We start from the raw sequence: 16,269 nt of genomic DNA, 5'->3' as shown, positions 1-16,269 counted from the left end.
ATGGCATTTGACCTGAAAAAACAGCTTCGTCCACACATTGCGCAGCTGAAACCTTATTCTTCCGCACGGGATGAATATACTGGCAAAGAAGGTGTATTCCTAGATGCCAATGAAAACCCTTTTGGATCCATCACTTCGAAAAACTATAATCGCTACCCTGATCCTTACCAACATGCACTAAAAGAAAAAATCAGCAGGATCAAGCATGTTCCTTCAGAGCAGATATTCATTGGCAATGGCAGTGATGAAGCCATCGACCTGCTAATGCGCGCATTTTGCCGTCCAGGCATGGACAATATCATCATCCTGCCCCCTACCTACGGCATGTACGAGGTAAGTGCAGACATCAATGACATTGCCATCAAGCGGGTCAATCTTTCGGAAGATTTTCAGCTTCGTCCCAATGCAATCTTGGAAGCAATCGATGGCCACACCAAGATCATCTTCATCTGCTCCCCCAACAATCCAAGCGGCAATAAAGCCAAGCGAGAAGACATTGTTAAGGTCATCGAAGGATTCGATGGGCTGGTCGTGGTGGACGAGGCATATATTGACTTTAGTGATGAGCCCAGTTTTACGGATGAACTGGGCAAACACCCAAACCTTTTGGTCATGCAGACCTTTTCCAAAGCATGGGGACTGGCAGCCCTCCGACTGGGGATGGCCTTTGCATCGGTAGATATCATCAGGATCTTAAACAAGATCAAACCTCCATACAATATCAGTGGACTGACCCAAGAAACGGTCTTGGAAGCACTTGATGACACCTCCAAAATGCAAAGAATGGTAAAGGAAATCCTTGAGGAGCGCGATTACCTTCATGAGTCCTTGACAAAAATGGATGGTGTGCAAAAAATCCATCCCACGCATGCCAATTTCCTCCTAGTGGAAGTTCCTGCCGCTAAGGAAGCGTATGATTATCTTATTGCAAACCGGGTCATTGTTCGGGATCGCTCCAAGGTCATCCTATGTGAACAATGCCTTAGAATCTCCGTGGGCACCAGAGAAGAGAATGATCGGCTCATCCAGGCATTATCTCATTTCCTTAACCTAAATGCTAACTAACAGGGAAGCTTGTCTCACATGAAGTCCTCGTGACACTTAATAGATATTTAACAAGCTTCCTTCAATCATTATACAACATTACAACCATGAAAAAAGTACTCTTTATAGATCGCGACGGAACCATCATCAAGGAACCACCGGTGGATTATCAGGTGGACAGTTTGGAAAAACTTGAATTCTACCCCAAGGCGATTTCCAACCTGCGGAAGATCGCCGAAGAAACTGATTTTGAACTGGTAATGGTGACCAACCAAGATGGCTTGGGTACCGATTCCTTTCCTGAGGACACCTTTTGGCCGGCCCAATATAAAATGCTCAAAACATTAGAACAAGAAGGAGTAGTCTTTGACGCTATCCATATTGACAAAACCTTTGAGCATGAAAATGCGCCCACTCGAAAACCAAGAACAGGACTCCTTACCCATTACATGGAAGGAGGCTTTGACCTTGCCGGCTCTTTCGTAATCGGAGATCGCAAAACAGATGTTCAACTGGCCAAAAACCTAGGCACCCAAGCAATCTTCATCGGTGAAGAAGCAGCCGAAGGCGCTGCCTTGAGCACCACATCGTGGGATGAAATTTATGAATTTTTACGGCTTCCTGCCCGTAAAGGAACGGTAGAAAGGAGCACTTCAGAAACCCAAATCAAGATCACGGTCAACCTGGACGGATCAGGAAAATGTGCGATTAACACCGGTCTGCCCTTCTTTGACCATATGCTGGAGCAACTGGGCAAACATGGCGGTACAGACTTGGAAATCAAGGTCAACGGCGACCTGCACATCGATGAGCACCACACCATTGAAGACACGGCATTGGCACTGGGCGAGGCCTACCTCAAGGCATTAGGTGATAAAAAAGGTATTTACCGATATGGATTCTTGCTACCAATGGACGATGTGCTAGCCCAAGTAGCCATCGACTTCGGGGGTCGTCCTTGGATGATGTGGGAAGCCGAGTTCACTAGGGAAAAAATAGGTGACATGCCTACGGAAATGTTTTACCACTTCTTCAAATCTTTCAGTGACACCGCCAAATGTAACCTAAACATCAAAGCAGAAGGAAACAATGAGCACCATAAAATAGAAGCTATTTTCAAAGGCCTAGCACGTGCTATCAAAATGGCCGTAAAAAGGGATATCGACGCGCTCAACCAACTCCCCAGCACCAAAGGCATGCTGTAAAGCGCAGGAACCACAACTGACAAAAAAGGCTTTCCCCAACTGGAAAGCCTTTTTTACTTTCAACCCTTTTTCAATGCCGTTTGGTTAGTGTGTATCTGGAAAATATGGGTTCCATATTTTTTCCTTGGGCAGTTATTTTTCTAGCTAATTCCCTAGGTGGTTTTCATCCCTTTACCTTTGTCACTTTTTTGCTTCAGGTCAAAAAAGTAAACCCAAAAAACCCGCCGCTACGCCACGGCGCACAGGTGTGCAGCTATTGGCCTAAAATTAAAACCTCCCCTCATGCAGGCAATCTCCTCCTGTCTAAAGCCAAGAAGGCCTATCTAAAGGCAGGTAAACCTTTTCTAGCTGCCAACATTCTTTTTGGGCAGCCTTTCGTCAAACAAGCCTGCCTTTTCGCCCACCCGCTTTTAAATTTCTTAACGCCAATTACCTGCAAGGCGGATTCAGTTAATAAGTCCCAAAAATGTATCGCTTCCTTTTGATGGCCCTTGGTATGCCTGTTTTCCAGCCGATGGTGGAGGCCGTTAAGAAAGGGAGTTGGCTCGCGTCATGGAACAGCGAGACCCACTCACTTTTAGGTCGTAGCCATCGGGTGGAAATTAAACCCGGAATATGCATTTGCCTATCTGTTGCGACCTGAAACTGCTTCAAAATCAGTCGTTTCACTTTAGTTTTCGGCATAACCGTAGCGGTGCTACGCTAATGCCTCCAAACTAACTGATTTTCTTGCACTTTCAGCTCTCACTACGATTCCCAACGCATAATCCGGGTTAAAATGGGTGACGGATCCACGTCGCAGGGGAAATCCATGTCCCATTTTAAAGGGCAGACCACCGGCCTAGATTTTTTTCTTTCTTTTTTCATCAATGGACAAAAGGAAAAGGATAAAATCCACCACGATGATCAGGTTTCCCCAGCCAAAGTCAATCAAAAAAAGGACTTTTAGGTATATGAAAAGAAGGAATTCCCCTTAACTAAACGACATTGAACCCGCATTTTGCATTAGGAATCGTAATAGATAGGCTAATGCATAATGCGGGTTCAAGCAACCTGGTCAGTTACCTTGGCTAAGAATGTGATGATTATCCTTGGACAATCGCACCTTTCAGCCCTTCACTGGTCAGCAATGCACCAAATTCTGCAATAACCGATTCCGGCACACCCTTATTGGTAGCTGCTTTTACCACTGCCTGGATAAACAAATCATAATCCGCTGAGGTGATTTTGCCTGTCATCCTTGGATTAACATCAGGGTTGTGGGCATCCGCCATATTCATTCCATCATACATATAATTTGTAGAACCAATGGATTGGGCCAGTAGGTCACTGAAATTCTCCACCAAAGTATTAAAGCCAGACATGTCTCCAGCACCTACTTCAGCCAGTAGCACAGGGAAATAAGGCTTCAATTCCTCAAATTCAGGATCACTGGCCACTAAAAGTACTGTCTCTGTTACAACGGCTTTTAGCGGAAGGTAACCTGCTTCCTCCATATTTCCATCAGCATCTTCCATCATCACAGTACCTCCCAATCGGGTATAAAGGTCGATCATGGTACCATCTTCCCGCTGCACGATAGCATCTCTAGTACCTTCCAGCAGCTGACCTACCGGACCTAAAATTTCCTGATCACCAAAACCAGCGTCTGTAGCTACTTCTACCACAGCTTCCACAAACAGGTCAAAATCCTCATTGTCGATCATGCCGTTCATGCGATCATTGGCCTCTGGATTGTGGGCATCAGCCATACTCATTCCGGAATAAGTAAAGTTTTTGGCACCCGTAGATTCTGCCAATAGGTCCGTAAAATCTTTTACAAGCGCATTGAATCCAGACATATCATCGGCACCTACTTCAGCTAGTAACACATTAAAATAAGGCCGAAGTTCTGCATATTTTTCTTCTGAGGCTATTTTTAAAACTGTTCCGGTTACGATCGTTCTCAGGTTAAGGTATCCTTGTTCGATCTGTTGGCCTTGGTTAGAAGGATCGGCCACCATCATTTCTCCGCCCAGCTTGGTTGCGTAAAATGAATCATCTGTCTCTGTGATCTGGTCCATGTCGTCCTTATCGTTGCAAGACCAGAAAACCACTGCTGTCATGAGCAGTAGCAATACTGAAAATTGATTGAGTCTTTTCATGTTTTCTAAAGGTTTATGTGAAATAATTAGTTTGTAAATACTTGCTCGAAATAGCTTCCCAGTTTGTAGGTCAATGAATTTTTGTTGATCGCAGGACAGCTTGCTGCCAATTGGTCCTGACTAGGTTGGAAAAGTGAGGCTTGTAAACCATAACCAGTGTTTACCTGCTTGACCAAGTCGTGGGGATTATGCTGCTTCCGATCGTAGAGTAAAATGATAAAATCCGATTTGGTATTGATTCGTGCATCGCGCATGCCTTCGATGTCTAAAAAATCTGTCTTTATTTTCTCAGATTTTAAAGAATCCAAATCCTCATTAAAGTCTATTTGGCTCATGGCCCAGTTAGGTCCATCTGGACGACTACTGGTCACCATATAAATGTGAACGGCCAATGTGGCAATCAGCAGTAGGACCACTACACCAGCACCGATAATAATTTTTTTGATCATGGCTCTTTGTTGTTGTTTGGAAAAATATACGCATCGCCTGGCGTGATTGGATTGAGCAGACTTCCAGAAATCCCAAAAAAACTTTGATAAAGAATGCCTCTGGGTCTTGATTAAGAAAAACTATTTAATTAGTTTTACAACTAAACCATTTGATATGAGACTTTTACTTGCTTCCATTTGTGTCTTGACATTTTGTTCTTGTGGTGGTGACTTTGACCAAGCAAGAAGGCATTTTGAAAACCAACAGTTCAATGACGCCATTTCAGAGCTGAACTGGGTATTGTTCATGAAGATGGCCGACGTCGAAGCGCTACAGCTCCGTGCCATGAGCCATGAGGCACTAGAGGAATATGACGAAGCGCTGACCGATTATAAGCGAATCCTTCAACTAAAACCCCGTGACGGTAAGGCCCATGCCGGCATCGGAAAGATCTATTGGGAGCAGAAAGAATACAAACATGCTGAGATGAACCTACTTCTGGCGGCAAAGGAAGACCCTGAAAATGTGGACCTATTGATCCTTCTTAGCCGTGCCATGATGAAAAACGAAAATTATCGATCGGCGGATGAATTCCTGAAGTCTGCAAGGGATATCGACGAAAAAAATGCATCCATTTATTTTTACAGAGGCATTGTCCAAGCCAATCTGGGTGACCCAATGTCAACCGCTTCGCAGTTTAACATGTACATCATGTATGCCAAAGACAATCTAAAGGCATACTATAACCGTGGTTTTGCCTACATGCGCATGGGAATGACCGATTGGGCCAAAGAGGATTTTGATTTCGTCCTGGAAAAAAAACCTGATCATTATGAAGCATTGGCACGACGAGCTGTTTGTTCTATGGATTCCAACCCCGGCCAAGCTTGCCTTGACCTGCACCAAGCAGCCAAAAATGGCAGTAAATATGCCCAAGAAAAATTGGAATTGTGCCAATGATAAAGCTTCTCAAGAATTCGCTACGGCGGACAAAATCAGTCACTTCGCTGCTGCTCCAAATTCTATCCAGCCGCTAGAGCATAGCCGCCAATTTAAGCGGATACCTGTACACCAATGACCAAAATCTCACGAATTCAGCTGTTCGGAATTTGTATTCTCGAACCGAAATAATGGGAATTTTAAATCCCCTTAGACTATTTTTGAAGCGCACAGACATCAACAAGGGTATAGATTTTCGCCAACTTAAAGACGTTAGCTTGATGACAATGGGCCGCTAGATGGGTTCGGCATTCCAGCGTCGGATGCCACAATCTCCAAACCACCTGAAATTTTTGTCCCTAATTATCAGGTTCAGATAGACCGCTCACATTAATGGTGCTTTACAAATAGAAGTGCATTATGGTGATTTTTTTTCAATTACTATACGAAAACCCGCTTTAAGTCCTATTTTTGGGACTTAAATTATGAATCACAGCAAACTCGTCATCATCCCGACCTACAACGAAAAGGAAAATGTCCAGGACATTCTCTATACTGTCATGGAATTACCCGGACATTTTGAGGTCTTGATCATCGATGACAACTCTCCAGACGGCACAGCAAGTCTGGTAAAAGCAGCCAAAGTATCCTATCCTAACCGCATCCACCTGATCGTAAGGACCGGAAAATTGGGACTGGGAACGGCATATATCGAAGGATTTAAATATGCCTTGGCCAATGGCTATGAATATATTTTTGAAATGGATGCTGATTTTTCCCATAATCCCAAAGACCTGATCAGACTCTATGAAGCCTGTGCCGACGAAAGAAATGACCTGGCCATCGGCTCTCGCTACATCAAGGGGGTCAATGTGGTCAACTGGCCCATGGGAAGGGTTTTAATGTCTTATTTTGCGAGTGTTTATGTACAATTCATTACTGGACTTCCTATAAAAGACAGTACAGCTGGATTTAAATGCTATCATAGGAGTGTGCTGGAAGGTATCAAACTGAACAAAATCAAATTTGTAGGGTATGCTTTCCAGATCGAAATGAAATTCACTGCCTGGAAACTGGGCTATAAAATCATCGAAATCCCCATCATTTTTACCGACAGAACAAAGGGAACATCCAAAATGTCCACCAATATTTTCCGAGAAGCCGTCATGGGCGTTATTTATATGAAAATAAAAAGTCTTTTTAATCCCTACAAAAGAGCTGATATCGCTGAAGCCACGAAGTACAATGTACCAAGTACGAAATAGAAAGGTAAGGGGGGACACGCCTTTGCTTGCCTAATCAAACCGAATGGCTTTAATGGGCTGGACATTGCTGATCATCATGGCCGGAATAAACAGGACCAATGTCGTCACTAATAAAATAAGGACATTCAAGCCGATCACAATGGGCCAGTCCCACTGAATAGGCACATAGCTCATGTAATAATTGGCCGGATCAAGCGAAATTAGATGAGTGGAATTCTGAATCCAAGCAATGCCGAGGCCAATAAGGTTTCCTAGCAGCATTCCCCTTCCAATAATACGCACGCCGTTCCAAACGAAAATCTTTCTAATTTGGCGATTGGTACTTCCGATTGCTTTCAACAATCCGATCATTTGCGTCCGCTCCATGATCAATATAAATAAAATCGCAATCATGTTGAATGCCGCAACAAAAAGGATCAGGCCTAAAAACACATACACATTATTATTCAGCAACTTTAACCAATCAAAAATCTGAATGAACATGGTGGTGACCTTATCGACTTTGAGATCGTAGTCAATGACTTCGTAAAGTGCTTCCTCTTTATCATCAATCTGCTTCGGGTCCTTTAAAAACACCTCAAAACCTCCTACCTGATCATCCTCCCAGCCATTCAGATTGCGGATAGTTTGGATATCCCCAATGATCATTTTATCGTCAAAATCCTCCAAATAGGTCTCATAAATCCCCACAATGTCAAATCTACGATACCGAGGTGGATCCTGCACAAAATACATGACCACTTTATCCCCGACCGCTAGCATTAGCTTATCGGCAATATTTCTGCTCAGCACCACCTCATTCGACGCTGTTCCTCCTTCTTCAAAGTGGATAAAACGTCCCTCCGACAAAGAAGCCGAAAACGCCTCCTCATCAAATGCCTCGCTAACCCCTTTCAGCACAACCCCTTGAACCTCCTCATCCCCCTTCAGTAAGCCTGGCTTATATGCATAGTCCTGAATATGCTTGATATAGCCATAATCCTTGTAATTGGAATAAAATTGGCTATTCTTACTACTCGGAAAATTCTCATAGGCATTGTGCGAGGTAAATTTGTGCACTTGGTAATGCCCCGTAAACGAAAACACCTTATCTGAAACCACTTGCTTAAAGCCGCCCAAGATCAAAAATGCGATGATTAAAATGGACAAGCCGATAGCAATACTCGCAACGGCTATCTGGTGTATGGTCCCTGTAAAACCGCCCGTCCTTTTAAAACTAATTCTTTTGGCAATGAAGTAGGAAAGGTTCAATGAAGTGTTTTATTTTGTTAAGATTCAAATGCAAATTAATATGAAGCAGCTAAAATTAATACTTCTCCTGATATTTTTACCCACCTTTTTGGGAAGCTGGGATATTTCCGGTTCACTGCTGGCAAAAGAAGCAGCCGCCAAACGCAATTCTCTTGCTCCTATTCTTCCGGGAGCAGACCAGCCGGAAAAATACCTCCCACTGCTGAAGGGCAAAAAAGTAGGGCTTGTCGCTAACCAAACGAGCATTCTCACCCAAAAGGACAATCAGCATTTGGTCGATTTCTTACTTGAAAATGACATCACTGTCCAAAAAATATTTGTACCCGAACATGGGTTTAGGGGAAATGCCGACGCTGGCGAAGTCATTAAAAACGATACTGACAAAGAAACGGGAATACCACTGGTCTCCCTTTATGGTTCCAACAAGAAACCTTCTGAGGAAGCCCTGATGGACATCGACATCCTAATCTTTGATTTTCAAGATGTAGGGCTAAGGTTTTACACCTATATCAGCACCATGCACTATGTAATGGAAGCCTGTGCCGAACAAGGCAAAGCGATGATCATCCTCGACCGCCCCAATCCGAATGGAGATTACATTGACGGGCCTGTCTTGGATCCTTCGTACAAGAGTTTTGTGGGGATGCACCCTATCCCGGTGGTGCACGGACTTACCATGGGTGAGCTAGCGCAGATGATCAATGGAGAAGGCTGGTTAAAAAACCAAGTCAAAGCAGACATCACCGTCATTCCCGTGGCCAATTGGGACCATGGACAGCATTATTCACTTCCCGTAAAGCCCTCACCAAATCTCCCCAATGACGTCTCGATTCGGCTTTATCCTTCCTTGTGTTTCTTTGAAGGCACAGATATCAGTGTGGGCCGCGGTACATATTTCCCATTTCAGGTATATGGAGCCCCAGATCCGAAATATGGAGCGTTTACCTTTACGCCTGAAAGCATCAATGGCATGAGCAAGCACCCTCCCCATGAAGGAAAAACCTGCTACGGCACTGATTTGAGGGAAACTCCCCTTTCACATCAGTTTACCCTAAAATACCTTTTGGAGATGTACCAAAAGTCCGGTGGCGGCCAACAGTTTTTTAACAATTTCTTTGATAAACTCGCAGGCTCTGACCAGCTGCGAAAGGATATCCTCGCTGGAAAATCTGAAAAAGAAATCAAAGCTGGATGGAAAAATAAATTGGATGCCTATGAAACCATGAGAAAACAATACTTGCTCTATAAATAACAAATTCCCATATCCCTAGACTCACATCGAAATCGCCATTCGACAATTCAACACCACAAGCATGAATAAAGATCTCCGCATCATTTATATGGGCACGCCCGATTTTGCAGTGCCTTCCCTGGAAATACTGGTAGAAAACGGCTGGAATGTAGTGGCCGTCATCACGGCTCCTGATAAGCCCAAGGGAAGGGGACAAAAACTCATCCCCTCACCTGTAAAAGAAGCTGCCACCCAACATAACATACCTGTGCTGCAGCCTACCAATCTTAAATCACCAGTGTTTCTGGAGGAACTTGCAGGCTACAATGCCGACATTCAGGTAGTCGTTGCTTTTCGGATGCTTCCAGAAGCAGTCTGGAACATGCCCCCCAGAGGCACTTTTAACCTTCACGCCTCTCTCCTCCCCAATTACAGAGGAGCCGCTCCTATCAACTGGGCCATCATTAATGGAGAAGATGAAACAGGAGTGACCACATTTTTCCTCAAACAGGAAATTGATACGGGAAGTATTATCTTCCAAGAAAAGGAACCCATCTTGCCCGAGGACAATATTGGTACGCTCTACGAAAAACTTATGGATAGAGGAGCTAAATTGGTATTGAAAACCATCGAAGAGATTGACAGTGGAGAAGTGGAGACATTTGTACAAGATGAAACAAAAGCCCTTCACCATGCTCCCAAAATATTCAAAGAAACTGGTGAGATAGACTGGGACAAAAGCGCCCGATCCATCCATAATCTGATCAGAGGCCTTTCCCCTTATCCCGCTGCATGGACGACCATCCAGGATAAAACCTGCAAAATTTTCTCCTCATCGGTAGTCGATGGACTAAAGGAGAAGTCCCCGGGGGAGTATTTATCAGACAACAAAAGTTACCTCCACATCCAAACAGGAGATGGAGGAATATCGATCAAGGAATTACAACTACAAGGTAAAAAAAGAATGAAAATCGAAGACTTCTTGCGCGGCAATAAGCTTTAATCAAGTTTTGAAAATCAACATGTCCCAGGCAGGCACTTTGCTTTTAAGGCCTGCCTTTATTTTTACTCATTACCATGTACTTGATAATAATTCTAATGCCCCTTCTACCATCTTACACTGGTAAATACCTCCACTTTTATGTAATTTAAAAGGTTGTATAACCTACTTTGCTATGAGAACCGACAAATTACTTTTAGCTGCACTTTCAGCTATATTCCTGTTACCAGTGCCTTCCCAAGCACAGTTTTTAAAAAAACTGAAAAAAGCTGCCCAAGAAGGGGTGGAAAATGCCGTCGAGCGCCGCGTTTCCAATGAAGTGGAGAATGCGGCACGGAAACAAACTGACAAGTATTTAGAGCAAATTTTTGGCTCCCCATCGGAATATGAAGGAGGTGACTACGATTATGGCAAAGTAATCAGCAGTATCGACATGAATGCCACCACCGAGGACCGCTACCACTTTACTGGCTACACAGACATGGAAATAACCGGTACTGACGAAAAAGGAAAAGACATCGACCCGGTTACATTCAGGTCATTCCTGAGCGGGGACAGTGACTTTTGGGGAATAGAGATGGAAAATCAGGATAAAAAAGCTGAAAAAACCGTAATGATTTTCGACCACAAGAACAATGCGTCCGTACTGCTCATGGAAAATGAAAAGGGCGAAAAGAACTATATGGCCTACGGGATGGATTGGACCAAAATGATGGAAGATGCTGCCGACAAGGAAATGGAAGAAACGGATGCTGACGCAACAGCTTTTGACATCGTCAAAACCGGCAACTCAAAAAACATCCTCGGCTATTCATGTGATGAATACCGTACCGATAATGATGAATATACAGCCCATTATTGGGTGAGCACGCAAGCCATCGAAGGCTATGCTTCCTATTGGTCAAAAAACAATTTCCTCTTCTCCAAAAAAGTAAAACAAAAATACCAAGGCTATTACGATCAACTGCCTGATGGAGATGTCCTGGAAATCCACTATGAGTCCAAGGAGGACAAGAGCATCACACACATGAAAATCATTGAAATCAACACCTCAGAGAAATTTGAATTTGAAATGGCCGAATACGCCAATGCGATGGAGGGGCAATAGTCTCCTTCATCTTGACAATCTGCCAGTTACAGACCTTCCTTCCCTATTTACCTAACAATGACCTGCACCAACCATATTCTTGGGATTGCCCAGCTTTGCCTTTTGGAGCAAACTTTTTAAAGCTCCCCTTTTAATGCTTCAAAAAACCTTGGTATCTTGTGCAATCCAAAAATCCAAAGGCATTGATACTATCCATCATCGTAGCTAAAGCTAACAATAATGTAATCGGAAAGGACAATCAACTCATCTGGCGCCTTTCTGCAGACCTCCGTCACTTTAAGCAACAAACCACCGGCCACTACATCATCATGGGCAGAAAGACCTATGAATCCATGGGAAAACCGCTTCCTAACAGAACATCTGTAGTGATCACTAGAAACAGGAATTATCAGGTTCCGGAGGGACATTACGTGGTACACGGTTTGGGTGAAGCCATCGACTTGGCAAAGTCAAAAGGTCTGGAAAAAGCGTTTGTGATCGGTGGAGCGGAAATCTATAAACAGGCTCTTCCCTGTGTAGATGAGATGGTCATTACCGAGGTGAACTGTGCCCCAGAGGGGGATGCGTTTTTTCCTGAATTTCCTTCAGAAAACTGGAAAAAGACATCGGAAGAATTTCATGAAAAAGATGACAAAAACCAATTTGACTACACTTTTGTTACGTATCAAAAAGTCAACCCTTCACAGGCATGAAACAAATCACCGCAGAGATAATTGCCATTGGCGATGAATTGCTTTATGGGCAGATCATGGATACCAATAGCCACTGGATCAGTAAAGAATTAGACCAAATCGGCGTAAGAGTAGTCCGAAAAACCACCGTTGGCGATAACGAAGAGGACATTCTCCATGCCTTTGACAGTGCACAAAAACGTGCCCATATAATACTGATCACCGGCGGACTGGGCCCAACGAAAGACGACCTGACCAAACCGCTGATGGCCAAGTTTTTTGACTGCCCTATAGCACCTTTTGCGGAAGCCATAGCTGACGTGGAAACGTTTTTTGAGAAAAGAGGACGTGAACTGACTCCCCTCAACAAACTCCAAGGGCACCTGCCCACCAAATGCCAGTATGTAAAAAATGAGCAGGGAACAGCCCCTGGGATGTGGTTTGAAGAGAACAACTGTGTATGGATGTCCATGCCAGGCGTGCCCCATGAGATGCAATTCCTCATGGAGAGCTTTGTCCTTCCAAAAATCAAAACGATATACACGCTACCGGTCATCTATCACAAAGTGATCAAGACGGCAGGAATCGGTGAAAGCTGGCTTTCAGATATGATCGCTCAATGGGAAGACCAACTTCCCCAGCATATCAAATTGGCCTATCTCCCCTCCCTTGGAGAGGTAAAACTCAGGCTCACTGCCTTTGGCGATGACATCAATCATCTTCAGGAGGAAGTAAATGAACAAATCGAAAAGGTAAAACCGCTAATAAAAAACTATATTTACGGTTATGATCAGGAATCTATAGCAGAAGCTATCGGAAAGATACTAAAAATAGCAGGAAAGACCGTGGGCATTGCTGAAAGCTGCACAGGCGGCTATATTTCCCATCTGGTCACGGCTATACCAGGTAGCAGCAATTATTTTAATGGTGCCATGATCCCTTATCATAATCAGTTCAAAACTGACCTGCTTGGAGTGAAGGAAAAAACACTGGCTGCCCATGGCGCCGTTAGCGAGGATACGGTCATTGAAATGGCCATTATGGTCCGGCAAAAGTTCAAAGCTGATTTCGGTCTTGCCAGCAGTGGAATAGCCGGCCCAGGCGGAGGAAGTCCTGAAAAACCAGTCGGAACAGTTTGGATAGCTGTAGCAGACGAACATGGCGTCAAAACAAAAAAGCTGCAATTGGCACATGACCGCTCACTGAACATCCAATATTCGGCATTAGCGGTCTTAAACTTATTGCGAAAAGTCATTAAAAACCAAAACGATTGAATAATTTGGCTATACCTATTTTGCGATTAAAAAATTAAAATATAATTTTAAAATCAGGAAATAGACCCAATTAAATAGATATCACATGGCAACTGTAGAAATGGTAATGCCCAAAATGGGTGAAAGTATAATTGAGGGAACCATCTTATCTTGGTTAAAAAAAGAAGGAGAAACCATCGATGAGGACGAGTCTGTACTGGAAGTCGCTACGGATAAGGTAGATACGGAAGTTCCTTCTTCCCATTCTGGAGTTCTGAAAAAAATCCTTGCCAAGGAAGGTGATGTAGTGGCGGTGGGAGCACCTATTGCCTTGATAGAAACAGAAGATGCGGAGGAAGAACAAACTGCCATCGAAACGGAAAAAGAAGAACCAACCAATGCCAGCAACGAAAAGGAAGCATTACTAGCTGCAGCTCCAGCGCAAACCAGCTCGATCGTCAGCCCAGTGACGGAAAACGCAGGAGGAGACAATCGTTTCTATTCCCCTTTGGTACTCAGTATTGCCAAAGAAGAAGGGATCGATAAAGCAGAATTGGCAGCGATAACGGGCACAGGAAAAGATGGCAGAGTCACCAAAAATGATATGCTGAACTACCTAAAGGTGAGGACTAAGGCTTCTGCAGCTCCCATCCCAAAAGCTTCCCCCAGCATCAGCTCAGGTGACGAGATCATTGAAATGGACAGAATGCGTAAAATGATTTCTGAAAGAATGTTGGAATCAAAACGCATCTCTCCGCACGTTACATCTTTTGTGGAAGCTGATGTTACTAACATTGTACTTTGGAGAAATAAAATCAAAGACGAATACAAAAAGAAAATGGGTGAGTCCATTACCTTTACCCCTTTCTTTGTAGAGGCCGTGGCCAAAGCCATTCAGGATTTTCCAATGATCAACATTTCTGTGGATGGTGACCGGATCATTAAGAAAAAAGACATCAACATTGGTGTGGCAGTGGCCCTTCCTAGTGGAAACCTGATCGTCCCCGTCATCAAGAAAGCCAACGAGCTCAACCTCACTGGCCTGTCCAAAAAAATCAACGACCTGGCAGGAAGAGCCCGGATCAATAAGCTCGCAGCAGATGAACTTTCCGGCGGCACTTACACTATTTCCAATGTGGGCTCTTTTGGTAACCTCATGGGGACTCCTATTATCATGCAACCTCAAGTGGCCATTTTAGCCGTAGGCGCCATTACCAAAAAACCAGCTGTAGTGGAAACACCTACTGGAGATGCCATTGCCATCAGGCATAAGATGTTCTTGTCCCATTCGTATGACCACCGTGTAGTGGACGGATCATTGGGAGGCATGTTTGTAAAAAGAGTCGCCGAATACCTCGAAGCATTTGATGTCAATACCAAATTTTAACAAAAAAAGCAGCGGTACCAAAGATTGTAAACCGCTGCTCGACACTATCCCAAAAAGTGTGTAAACTAAAATTTCAATTAGTGGGGTCAGGTTTAGTTTAGCCTGACCCTTTTTCCAAATATAAGCAGAAAACTATTAAGGATTATTCCCCAGTCCCTGATCGGCATTGTCCATTTTTTGGTGGCTTCGCGCAGGGCAAGGAATACCGATTTGATAACTGCCTCATCAGTTGGGAAGGACAGCTTGTTTTTGGTGTATTTTCTGACCTTTCCATTGAGGTTTTCTATCAGGTTGGTGGTATAAATGATCTTCCTTATTTCCACGGGATAGTCAAAGAAAACGGTCAGTTCATCCCAGTTGTCCCTCCAGCTTTTAATGGCATATGAGTATTTGCTTTCCCATTTTTCGGCAAAATCTTCCAGGGCGGCCGCTGCAGCTTCCTTATTTGGGGCGGTATAGACCTCTTTCATATCCTTGGTGAAGGCCTTTTTATCTTTCCAGACCACATATCTACAGGCGTTCCTGATCTGGTGTACTACACATATCTGGGTGACCGATTCGGGGAAAGAGACCTTGATCGTATCGGTAAAGCCGTTAAGATTATCGGTGGCCGTGATCAGGATGTCCTCGACACCCCGAGCCTTCATATCGGTGAGTACGCCCATCCAAAAGGCCGCTGATTCGTTTTTCCCCAGCCAGAGCCCCAAGACCTCTTTTAACCCGTTGGTCTTTAACCCTACGGCAATGTAAACGGTCTTGTTGACCACCTTGGAATTTTCCCGTACCTTGAAGGATATCCCGTCCATCCATACGATCAGATAGACCGGGTCGAGCGGACGGTTCCGCCAGGCCACAATATCCTCGGATACCGCATCGGTAACCCTGGATATGGTGGATGCCGATACGTTGATGTCATAGAGCTCTCTGATCTGTTCCCCTATGTCATGGTTGGACATCCCTTTTGCATACATGGAGATGATCACGTTCTCCACACCTTCTGCCATGCTTTTCCTTTTGGGTACCAGTGCCGGCTCAAAACTGCCATCCCTGTCCCTGGGGACATTGATATGCGACTCCCCAAAACTGCTCTTTATCTTTTTGGAAGTGTGCCCATTGCGTGAGTTGGGATTGTCCGACTGTTCGTTTTTTCGGTATCCAAGATGGCTGTCCAGTTCTCCTTCGAGCATCTTTTCCACTGCCCGCTTTTGGAGCTCACCTAAAAAAGTTTGCAGTTCTTCTCCGTTCTTGAACTGCTTTAGAAAATCGTCGTTTAAAAGGTCTTCTTTTTTCATCTTCAATCAATGTGTTTTTAAAGTTAAACATTTATTCACACACTGATTGG

At 44.2% G+C, this 16,269-nt stretch carries 17 protein-coding genes; 13 read left to right on the top strand and 4 right to left on the bottom strand.

Annotated features, from left to right (window positions below):
- The 5 genes from hisC to FDP09_RS23785 all read left to right on the top strand — a co-directional run bounded on the left by hisC (position 1) and on the right by FDP09_RS23785 (position 3,198).
- Positions 1–1,065, top strand: coding sequence for a histidinol-phosphate transaminase (gene hisC, locus FDP09_RS11255; protein ID WP_137402764.1), 1,065 nt, complete (start codon positions 1–3; stop codon positions 1,063–1,065).
- A gap of 86 nt (positions 1,066–1,151) precedes the next feature.
- Positions 1,152–2,249, top strand: a complete 1,098-nt coding sequence (hisB, locus tag FDP09_RS11250; RefSeq protein ID WP_137402763.1) for a bifunctional histidinol-phosphatase/imidazoleglycerol-phosphate dehydratase HisB — start codon at positions 1,152–1,154, stop codon at positions 2,247–2,249.
- A 104-nt stretch (positions 2,250–2,353) separates the two neighbouring features.
- Positions 2,354–2,734, top strand: coding sequence for a hypothetical protein (locus FDP09_RS11245; protein WP_137402762.1), 381 nt, complete (start codon positions 2,354–2,356; stop codon positions 2,732–2,734).
- Positions 2,716–2,892, top strand: coding sequence for a hypothetical protein (locus tag FDP09_RS23790; RefSeq protein ID WP_187328844.1), 177 nt, complete (start codon positions 2,716–2,718; stop codon positions 2,890–2,892). Before FDP09_RS11245 ends, FDP09_RS23790 begins: the two co-directional genes overlap by 19 nt.
- 135 nt (positions 2,893–3,027) lie before the next feature.
- Entirely contained in the window at positions 3,028–3,198 is a 171-nt protein-coding gene (locus FDP09_RS23785; protein WP_187328843.1) for a hypothetical protein, read from the top strand.
- Positions 3,199–3,334: 136 nt separating this feature from the next.
- Here FDP09_RS23785 and FDP09_RS11240 read toward each other — a convergent pair whose 3' ends face one another.
- Both FDP09_RS11240 and FDP09_RS11235 read right to left on the bottom strand, forming a co-directional pair.
- Complete coding sequence (locus FDP09_RS11240) at positions 3,335–4,393, bottom strand: globin family protein (protein WP_137402761.1); 1,059 nt, start codon at positions 4,391–4,393, stop codon at positions 3,335–3,337.
- Positions 4,394–4,419: 26 nt separating this feature from the next.
- Complete coding sequence (locus FDP09_RS11235; protein ID WP_137402760.1) at positions 4,420–4,842, bottom strand: heavy-metal-associated domain-containing protein; 423 nt, start codon at positions 4,840–4,842, stop codon at positions 4,420–4,422.
- Between the two features lie 154 nt (positions 4,843–4,996).
- Here FDP09_RS11235 and FDP09_RS11230 point away from each other — a divergent pair, with 154 nt between their 5' ends.
- Both FDP09_RS11230 and FDP09_RS11225 read left to right on the top strand, forming a co-directional pair.
- Complete coding sequence (locus FDP09_RS11230; protein WP_137402759.1) at positions 4,997–5,782, top strand: tetratricopeptide repeat protein; 786 nt, start codon at positions 4,997–4,999, stop codon at positions 5,780–5,782.
- A 464-nt stretch (positions 5,783–6,246) separates the two neighbouring features.
- On the top strand, positions 6,247–7,026 hold the full coding sequence (locus FDP09_RS11225; protein WP_137402758.1) for a polyprenol monophosphomannose synthase: 780 nt from the start codon (positions 6,247–6,249) through the stop codon (positions 7,024–7,026).
- Between the two features lie 30 nt (positions 7,027–7,056).
- On the opposite strand, the gene FDP09_RS11220 is transcribed toward FDP09_RS11225, so the two are convergent.
- Positions 7,057–8,277 (bottom strand): ABC transporter permease, encoded by a 1,221-nt coding sequence (locus tag FDP09_RS11220; protein ID WP_137402757.1) that lies wholly within the window; start codon positions 8,275–8,277, stop codon positions 7,057–7,059.
- Positions 8,278–8,317: 40 nt separating this feature from the next.
- Between FDP09_RS11220 and FDP09_RS11215 the strand changes: the two genes are divergently transcribed.
- From FDP09_RS11215 to FDP09_RS11190, 6 genes are all read left to right on the top strand, one after another.
- A complete protein-coding gene (locus FDP09_RS11215) occupies positions 8,318–9,529 on the top strand; it encodes an exo-beta-N-acetylmuramidase NamZ family protein (protein ID WP_137402756.1) in 1,212 nt (403 codons plus the stop codon).
- A 61-nt stretch (positions 9,530–9,590) separates the two neighbouring features.
- Positions 9,591–10,511, top strand: a complete 921-nt coding sequence (gene fmt, locus FDP09_RS11210) for a methionyl-tRNA formyltransferase (protein WP_137402755.1) — start codon at positions 9,591–9,593, stop codon at positions 10,509–10,511.
- 172 nt (positions 10,512–10,683) lie between these two features.
- The gene (locus tag FDP09_RS11205; protein ID WP_137402754.1) at positions 10,684–11,616 is read left to right on the top strand and encodes a DUF4412 domain-containing protein; all 933 of its coding nucleotides are present in this window, start codon (positions 10,684–10,686) and stop codon (positions 11,614–11,616) included.
- A gap of 158 nt (positions 11,617–11,774) precedes the next feature.
- Positions 11,775–12,308 carry a dihydrofolate reductase gene (locus FDP09_RS11200; protein WP_229683435.1) on the top strand — a complete coding sequence of 178 codons (534 nt, stop codon included), beginning with the start codon at positions 11,775–11,777 and terminating at the stop codon, positions 12,306–12,308.
- Positions 12,305–13,561 carry a competence/damage-inducible protein A gene (locus FDP09_RS11195; protein ID WP_137402753.1) on the top strand — a complete coding sequence of 419 codons (1,257 nt, stop codon included), beginning with the start codon at positions 12,305–12,307 and terminating at the stop codon, positions 13,559–13,561. The genes FDP09_RS11200 and FDP09_RS11195 overlap by 4 nt, the downstream gene beginning before the upstream one ends.
- An 85-nt stretch (positions 13,562–13,646) precedes the next feature.
- Positions 13,647–14,927 carry a dihydrolipoamide acetyltransferase family protein gene (locus FDP09_RS11190; protein ID WP_137402752.1) on the top strand — a complete coding sequence of 427 codons (1,281 nt, stop codon included), beginning with the start codon at positions 13,647–13,649 and terminating at the stop codon, positions 14,925–14,927.
- A gap of 92 nt (positions 14,928–15,019) precedes the next feature.
- Here the strand turns inward: FDP09_RS11190 and FDP09_RS11185 are convergent, their stop codons facing one another.
- Positions 15,020–16,219: an IS256 family transposase gene (locus FDP09_RS11185; RefSeq protein ID WP_137402751.1), complete on the bottom strand. Its 1,200-nt coding sequence runs from the start codon at positions 16,217–16,219 to the stop codon at positions 15,020–15,022.
- Positions 16,220–16,269 lie beyond the last annotated feature (50 nt).

This window comes from Echinicola rosea, from assembly GCF_005281475.1.
Classification (GTDB): Bacteria; Bacteroidota; Bacteroidia; order Cytophagales; family Cyclobacteriaceae; genus Echinicola; species Echinicola rosea.
The sequence above is the reverse complement of the archived record's forward strand: the minus strand, read 5'-3'. Positions and strand labels throughout refer to the sequence as shown.

Bases quoted from the DNA above. Each gene is read 5' to 3' on its own strand.
- hisC (WP_137402764.1), top strand. From the start codon at position 1: ATGGCATTTGACCTGAAAAAACAGCTTCGTCCACACATTGCGCAGCTG.
- hisB (WP_137402763.1), top strand. From the start codon at position 1,152: ATGAAAAAAGTACTCTTTATAGATCGCGACGGAACCATCATCAAGGAA.
- FDP09_RS11245 (WP_137402762.1), top strand. From the start codon at position 2,354: ATGGGTTCCATATTTTTTCCTTGGGCAGTTATTTTTCTAGCTAATTCC.
- FDP09_RS23790 (WP_187328844.1), top strand. From the start codon at position 2,716: ATGTATCGCTTCCTTTTGATGGCCCTTGGTATGCCTGTTTTCCAGCCG.
- FDP09_RS23785 (WP_187328843.1), top strand. From the start codon at position 3,028: ATGGGTGACGGATCCACGTCGCAGGGGAAATCCATGTCCCATTTTAAA.
- FDP09_RS11240 (WP_137402761.1), bottom strand. From the start codon at position 4,393: ATGAAAAGACTCAATCAATTTTCAGTATTGCTACTGCTCATGACAGCA.
- FDP09_RS11235 (WP_137402760.1), bottom strand. From the start codon at position 4,842: ATGATCAAAAAAATTATTATCGGTGCTGGTGTAGTGGTCCTACTGCTG.
- FDP09_RS11230 (WP_137402759.1), top strand. From the start codon at position 4,997: ATGAGACTTTTACTTGCTTCCATTTGTGTCTTGACATTTTGTTCTTGT.
- FDP09_RS11225 (WP_137402758.1), top strand. From the start codon at position 6,247: ATGAATCACAGCAAACTCGTCATCATCCCGACCTACAACGAAAAGGAA.
- FDP09_RS11215 (WP_137402756.1), top strand. From the start codon at position 8,318: ATGAAGCAGCTAAAATTAATACTTCTCCTGATATTTTTACCCACCTTT.
- fmt (WP_137402755.1), top strand. From the start codon at position 9,591: ATGAATAAAGATCTCCGCATCATTTATATGGGCACGCCCGATTTTGCA.
- FDP09_RS11205 (WP_137402754.1), top strand. From the start codon at position 10,684: ATGAGAACCGACAAATTACTTTTAGCTGCACTTTCAGCTATATTCCTG.
- FDP09_RS11195 (WP_137402753.1), top strand. From the start codon at position 12,305: ATGAAACAAATCACCGCAGAGATAATTGCCATTGGCGATGAATTGCTT.
- FDP09_RS11190 (WP_137402752.1), top strand. From the start codon at position 13,647: ATGGCAACTGTAGAAATGGTAATGCCCAAAATGGGTGAAAGTATAATT.
- FDP09_RS11185 (WP_137402751.1), bottom strand. From the start codon at position 16,219: ATGAAAAAAGAAGACCTTTTAAACGACGATTTTCTAAAGCAGTTCAAG.